At 66.3% G+C, this 5,972-nt stretch carries 2 protein-coding genes; both read left to right on the top strand.

The annotated features are described in order from the left end of the window. Positions 1–2,488, top strand: a 2,488-nt coding sequence (locus tag AC08ON_RS07470; RefSeq protein ID WP_476616685.1) for an ATP-binding protein, incomplete at its 5' end; no start/stop codon positions are given. A gap of 492 nt (positions 2,489–2,980) precedes the next feature. After that, entirely contained in the window at positions 2,981–5,968 is a 2,988-nt protein-coding gene (locus AC08ON_RS07465; RefSeq protein ID WP_476616684.1) for a type I polyketide synthase, read from the top strand. Positions 5,969–5,972: the final 4 nt, after the last annotated feature.

The raw sequence follows: 5,972 nt of genomic DNA, 5'->3' as shown, positions 1-5,972 counted from the left end.
TTATCCGGCCAAGTTGTGTCCCCCCATAGGTAGCGGGACGGTGTTGTGTGTGTCCGGACGTGGAAGGTCGAACCTGCCGGCGGAACTAACCAGCTTCGTCGGTCGCAGACGGGAGCTGGCAGAGGCATTGCGGTTGCTGGCCGGCGCCCGGTTGCTCACGCTGACCGGGCCCGGGGGGGTCGGGAAGACCCGCCTCGCCCTTCGGCTCGCGGCGGACCGGCAGCGCGCGTTCCCCGACGGTGTCTGGATCGCCGAGTTGGCCGACCTCGACGACCCGTCACTGGTCGTCGACGCGGTCGCCGAGGCGATGGACCTGCAGCTCCTCTCCGGGCGATGGACCGCGGCGACGCTCGCCGCGCACCTTGCTCCGCGCAGGATCCTGCTCGTGCTCGACAACTGCGAGCACCTCGTGGACACGTGTGCCCGGCTCGTCGACACCCTGCTGCGCGCGGGCCCGGACCTGCGGGTCATCGCAACCAGCCGCCACCTGCTCGGGGTGGCAGGGGAACGGGTGCTGAAGGTGCCCCCGCTGAGGGTACCCCCGGCGCCGGCCCCGGGCGCGGACCAGTCCGCGTTGGCTGGCGGGCTCATCCAGTACGAGGCGGTGAGCCTGCTGGCGGAGCGCGCGGCGGCGGTGCTGGGGGAATTCAGCCTCGACGAGGGCAACTGGCGGACCGTCGCGTCGCTGTGCCATCGCCTGGATGGCATCCCGCTGGCGATCGAACTGGCGGCTGCTCGGCTCCGGACGCTGTCCCTGGAGCAGATCCTCGATCGGCTCGACAACCGCTACGCCCTGTTGACGCGAGGCAACAGGGCCGGGCCCCGCCGCCAACAGACCCTGCGCGCGCTGATCGACTGGAGCTTCGACCTGTGCACTCCCGAGGAGCAGCAGATGTGGGCGTGCCTGTCGGTGTTCGCCGACGGGTTCACCTTGGAGGCGGCTGAGCAGGTGGAGGGCGCCAGGTACCCGCCGGAGGTCGTGCTGGACCTGCTGAGCGGGCTGGTTGACAAGTCGATTCTGGTCCGTGAGGACGACGAGGAGATGGTCCGGTTCCGGATGCTGGACACCATTCACCAGTACGGCCAGGACCGCCTGCGCGAGTCCGGTCGGGAACAGGACGTGCGCCGTCGGCATCTCGCCTACTACCGCCGGATCGCGGCCCTCGCCGACGCTCAGTGGTGCAGCCCGGCCCAACTCGACTGGATCCGGCGGATCCGGAACGAGCAAGCGAACCTACGGGTTGCGCTGGACCTCTGCCTCACTACACCGGGCCTGGCGGAGACCGCTCTGTCCATCATGGTGGCCTTGTGGCAATACTGGGCCGCCATCGGGCTACTCAGCGAGGCGCGCTTCTGGTTTGATCGGGGGCTGAGCAAGGCCACGGAGCCGGACGGGATCCGGGCCATCGGTCTGCAATCGGCCGCCCACGCCGCGTCCCTCCAGGGCGACATCACCGCGGCCGCGTCGCTGCTGGCCGAGGCTCGCGATCTGGCCGCCAGGCTGCACGAGCAGCGGGTGCTCGCACGCATCGCCTGCGTCGAGGGCAGGCTCGCCGCCATCAGCGGGGACACGTCGGCGGCGGTGGAGCGCAGTCAGGACGCCCGCCGCCGGTTCACTGACCTCGGCGAGCCGCTCGGTCTCGCCCAATCACTGCTCTATCTCGGGCTGGCCCACGGAATCCGCGAGGAACAGGACGCGGCGGCGACCGTCTTCGCGGAATGCGTGGCGTTGACTGAGCGCTTCGGCGAATGCTGCTTCCGCTCGTTCGCTCTGTGCGGCCTCGGTCTGGCGGCCTGGCAGCTAGGCGAGTTGGAGCAGGCGATGGAGCACCATGCCGCGGCCATCTCCCTCAAATACGCGTTCCACGACCATGTCGGCATCGCCGTCGCGCTGGAGCAGCAGGCGTGGGTCATGGCCTCGGCCGGTCGGCACCACGAGTCCGCGGTCCTGCTCGGCGCGGCCGGGCGGATCTGGCGTGAGACCGGGGCGTCGATCGCCGTCTTCGGGCTCGCCCTGTTCCACCACCGATGCGAGGCCGCCCTGCGACGCGTTCTGGATCAACGGAAGCTCGAACGCGCCCTAGCGCAGGGCGCGGAACTCGACCTGGACGAGGCCGTCGCCGCGGCTACCCAGGGCACCGGGACTCCCGTCGCCCACCCCGTTGTTCCCGCCGGCGAGCCGGAGGTGCCCCTGACCCCTCGGGAGCGTCAGGTGGCGGACCTCGTCGCCCGCGGTCTGAGCAACAAGGAGATCGCGAGCTACCTGGTGATCGCCCAGCGCACGGCGGAAGGTCACGTCGAGCGCATTCTCGGCAAGCTCGGTTTCACCTCACGGGCCCAGATCGTCGCGTGGGTTAAGGACAGCAGCAGGAGCCCCCAGGAACGTACGTGTGAGCCGCGGCGACATGTTGGCGAGCGCGAGCGGAGCGCATCCACCTCACCCCGGCCTCCTCATGGAGATTCTGGAGGCGTACCACCTCACGGATAGTCACGGGCCGCGGCTTCGCTGGCGGCTGTGGATCATCTGACGGGGCCTCATCACAGGTCTCATCAGAGCGCAGATCTCCGGACCGGGACACCAGGGCACCTCCTCCTGGCTGGGCCCGGTCGAGGCCCGGCGTGTCCGCCCCATCGACAACCACACCAAAGTGGAGAATATGTTAACCAAATGGCTGAGAAGCGGCCAGGCATGGGTACTCTGTCCTTCGCTATATCAACTGAGTCGCTGAGGAGCGTCCTCGTGTCGAAGCAGAGGAAGAGCGACGATCGACCGCCCCGGGTCTTCCCGGATCTTGCGGACCCGACCCGGCGCGACCTGGTCGAACGGCTGACCGACAGCGACATCACGGCCACTACAACCGACGGCTCCGCCAACGACGCTCCGGTCAAGAAGGCGGATCAGACCATCCGCGCACATCCGAGTAAGGGTTCGGGTGAACGGACGCGGGATGCTGGAGGAAACACCTCCAGGGCGGTTGCGGTGATTGGGATCGGATGTCGCCTCCCCGGCGGCGTTGGTTCCGCGGCGTCGCTGTGGGATTTCCTCCGCGACGGTCGTGATGCGGTCACCGATGTGCCATCAGAGCGATGGAGTGAGGCGTCGCGGGAAGCGTCGCAGGCGGAGACCGATCGGAACGTGCTGTGGCGTGGCGGGTTTTTGTCGGAGGACGTCGGCGCCTTCGATCCAGAGGCCTTCGGTATCGACCCGACCGAGGCAGAGTCGATCGATCCTCAGCATCGGCTGTTGCTGGAGATCGTGCAGGAGGGGTTCGAGCACGCTGGATTGCCAACCGATGACCTGGTAGGGAGCAGCACTGCTGTGTTCGTCGGCATGTCCAACTTGGACCATATGCTCCACGCACATCAGCTCCCGAGCTACGGGGGCCCCTACTTTGTGCCCGGTAACCAGGCCGGACCGGCATCCGGTCGGATATCGCACGTCTTCGGTTTGCGCGGTCCCAGCATGACCGTGGACACGTCGTGTTCGACAGGGTTGGCCACCGTGTACCTGGCATGTAACAGCCTTCAGCGGGACGAGTGTGACCTCGCGCTCGCTGGCGCGGTCAACCTGCTACTCAGCCCCCGAACGTTCCTGGCCTATAACGAGTTGGGAGTGCTATCTCCCACCGGGCGATGCTTCAGCTTTGACGAACGAGCGGACGGCTACGTTCGGGCCGAGGGCTGCGTGGTCCTCGTACTTAAACGTCTCGACGACGCGATGCGTGACCAGGACCGCGTGCTCGCCGTGCTGCGGGGGGTGGCGGTCAATCATGACGGGAAGACGTCCCCGTTCACCGTTCCTTCCGGGCAAGCGCAGGAAGAGGTGTTCCGTACCGCCCTGGATATTGCCGATGTCGACCCGGAAGAAATTGGAATGATCGAAGCGCACGGCACCGGAACCATCGTTGGCGACCCGATCGAGTTCCGTTCACTGGCCGCCGTCTACGGACGGGGGCGAGACCGGTGTGCATTGGGTTCGGCTAAGACGAACTTCGGCCACGCCGAACCCGCCGCGGGCATGGTGGGGCTACTCAAAGCCATCTTGTCGGTGTACCACGGTGAGGTCCCGGCGTCCCTGAATTTCCGGCGGTGGAACCCCACTATCAACCCGTCCGGCACCAGGTTGTTCGTTCCGACCGTAACGACACCGTGGCCAGTCACCGGTGGTCCGCGCCTCGCGGCCGTGTCCTCCTACGGTGTGGGCGGGACCAACGCGCATGCCATCGTGGAGGAACCGCCGGATTCCAGCTCCCCGGTCGCGCCGAGGTCGTCCAGCAGCGACGATTCCGTTCTCACGTTCCTGCTGTCGGCAGGATCAGAAACTGCGCTGCGGCATTCCGCGGTCAGGCTCGCCGACTGGCTCATCGGCTTCGGCGCGACGACACCCTTGAAAGATGTCGCGCACACACTCGCGGTACGCCGCTCGCACGGCCCCGAGAGACTGGCGGTCGTCGCTCGCTCCCGGGACGATCTCGTCAACCGCCTACGCGCGTATGCCGACGGGACACACCCCCGTCCTGAAGGAATGGTCAACAATTATGTCCACGCCGAGCACGCAACGGGACCGGTGTGGGTGTTCAGCGGCCACGGCTCGCAGTGGCCCGGTATGGGGCGAGACCTGTTCGCCACCGAACCCGTGTTTGCCGACACGATCGCGGAACTCGACCCCCTGATTCGCGCCGAGTCGGGCTTCTCGCCGGAGGAGGTGCTGCGGGCCGGTGACGAGGTGACCCGAGTCGACCAGGTACAGCTCTTGATCTTCGTGGTACAGGTCGCTCTGGCACGCACCCTGCAATCCCACGGCATCCACCCCGCCGCCGTAGTAGGACACTCCATGGGCGAGATCGCCGCCGCCGTGATCGCGGAGGCGTTGACCGTGGAAGACGGCATCCGCGTCATCTGCCGTCGGTCCCGGCTGTGCGTTCCCATCGCCGAAGCCCGCGTTGCGGCGATGGCGGTCGTCGAACTGGATGCGGCCACGGTCCAGGCAGAGATCGACCATCTTCCCGACGTGGCTGTCGCGTTCTTCGCCGCACCCCGGTCCACCGTGATCGGCGGTACTCGAGTCGAAGTCGAACGACTGGTCGAAAGCTGGACATCCCGCGACGTTCCCACGCATATGATCAATGTCGATGTCGCCTCGCACTGCCCCCTGATCCATCCAGTCGCCGATGCGTTGACCGCCGAGCTCAGCGATATACGGCCTAGGCAGCCGACGATTCGTTTCTATACCACGGTTCTGCCTGATCCGCGGCAGACACCCACATTCGATGCTGCCTACTGGGGTGAGAACATGCGCTGCCCGGTTCGGGCGGTGGATGCCACGACCGCCATCGTCAACGACGGACACCAGCTTTTCCAGGAGATCTCTCCACATCCGGTGGCAATCCACCCGCTTATTCTGACCCTCCAGGCGGCCGGGGCGCCGGAGGCCACGATTGTACCGACTATGGATAACAGGCACGATCAGGCCACAGCCCTACGAACGAGCATCGCAGCGCTTCATTGCGCCGGGCTCGACATGAATTGGCGGCGGTGGCACGGCGATGGAGCCATCGCGGACGTGCCGCCTACGACGTGGGACAGACGCACCTATCTGATCAAGCCACTCAGGAAACTGGCACGACCGACCGACTCGGCTCGGTCAGCGCATGCAGAGCCGACCGAGCAACGTCCGGACACTGAGACGGACGCCGACATCAGCGCCGAGATTTCACAGGTTGCTGGCGATGAACGCCTCAAGATCATCAGGCGGAAAATCATTGAGATCTTGCGCGAGGTCCTCAGCTTGCGAGCGCGTCGACTGAGCCCTGGTGCCGCCTTTTCGGAACTCGGCCTGAACTCCCTACGCGCCGTGGAATTCCGTGGACGAATCCAGCAAATATTCAAGGTCTCCATCTCGCTCGCCGCAACCCGGGAGCATCCCACAATCGCAGAATTCAGTGAGTATATCGCCGAACTGCTGTAGCCTC

It is taken from the genome of Frankia sp. CoWAU3 (assembly GCF_977971855.1).
Note: the sequence above shows the minus strand (reverse complement) of the source record. Positions and strands in the feature narration are given on the sequence as shown.